The 1,321-nt window shown below is 63.5% G+C and carries 1 protein-coding gene; it reads left to right on the top strand.

Annotation, left to right across the window (positions count from 1 at the left end):
• Nucleotides 1–13 precede the first annotated feature (13 nt).
• Nucleotides 14–1,321, top strand: a 1,308-nt coding sequence (locus tag ABZ453_RS50910; RefSeq protein WP_359026855.1) for an extracellular solute-binding protein, incomplete at its 3' end; no start/stop codon positions are given.

Below are 1,321 nucleotides of genomic sequence, written 5' to 3'. Positions count from 1 at the left end.
TCAGGAGCCGTACATGGACCTCTCTCCCTCGGGTCTTTCTCTTCCTTCGCCCAGCCGGCGCAGTGTGCTGCGTGGTGTGGGTGGTGCCGCGCTGCTCGCCGGTGCGGGTGTCCCGTTGCTGAGTGCGTGTGGCAGCAGCGGGAGCAGTTCCTCGGATGCCAAGACCGTCAGCCTCGGCTCCAACTCCTCCGACGCGGTGCCCAAGAAGGCGTTCGCGGAGATCTATGCCGCCTTCACGAAGAAGACGGGCGTCAAGGTCGATGTGAACACCAAGGACCACAACACCTTCCAGGAGCAGATCAACTCGTATCTGCAGGGCACGCCGGACGACGTGTTCACCTGGTTCGCGGGCTACCGCATGCAGTTCTTCGCGGCGAAGAACCTGGCCTCGCCGATCGACGACGTGTGGCAGACGATCGGGGGCAACTTCCCCGACGCGATGAAGCAGTTGTCCAAGGGTGAGGACGGCAAGTACTACTTCGTGCCGCTGTACACGTACCCGTGGGCGCTGTTCTACCGCAAGAGCGTCTTCCAGCAGCACGGCTACCAGGTTCCCACGACGTGGGAGCAGCTGGTGGCGTTGTGCAGGCAGATGAAGAAGGACGGGCTGGTCCCGATCGCGTTCGGTGACAAGGACGCCTGGCCGGCGATGGGCACCTTCGACCAGATCAACTTCCGGCTCAACGGCTACGACTTCCACAAGTCGCTGATGGCGGGCAAGGAGTCGTGGACGGATCCGAAGGTCAAGGCGGTCTTCGACCACTGGTCGGAGCTGCTGCCCTACCACCAGGACGGTTTCATGGGCCGCACCTGGCAGGACGCGGCGCAGACGCTGGTGTCGAAGAAGGCGGGCATGTATCTGCTGGGCACGTTCGTGGCGCAGCAGTTCACCAACCAGGCCGACGCGGACGACCTGGACTTCTTCGCCTTCCCGGAGATGAACTCCGCCTTCGGGCAGGACACGGTGGAGGCCCCCACGGACGGTTTCATGGTCTCCAAGGCCCCCAAGAACAAGGCCGGCGCCACGAAGCTGATGGAGTACCTGGGCACGCCGGAGGCCGAGCAGATCTATCTCAAGGCCGACTCGTCCGTGGTGGCCGCCTCCAGCAAGGCCGACACCTCCTCCTACACGCCGCTGCAGAAGAAGGCGTACACGATGATCAGCGGGGCGAAGTCGCTGACGCAGTTCATGGACCGTGACTCGCGGCCGGACTTCACCTCCACGGTGATGCAGCCGGGTCTGCAGAAGTTCCTGCAAAACCCCAAGGGCATCGACAGCCTGCTGTCGTCCATCGAACGCCAGAAGAAGCAGATCTTCGCG

The sequence above is a fragment of the Streptomyces sp. NPDC005799 genome, from assembly GCF_040630525.1.
GTDB lineage: Bacteria > Actinomycetota > Actinomycetes > Streptomycetales > Streptomycetaceae > Streptomyces > Streptomyces griseorubiginosus_B.
The sequence above is the reverse complement of the archived record's forward strand: the minus strand, read 5'-3'. Positions and strand labels throughout refer to the sequence as shown.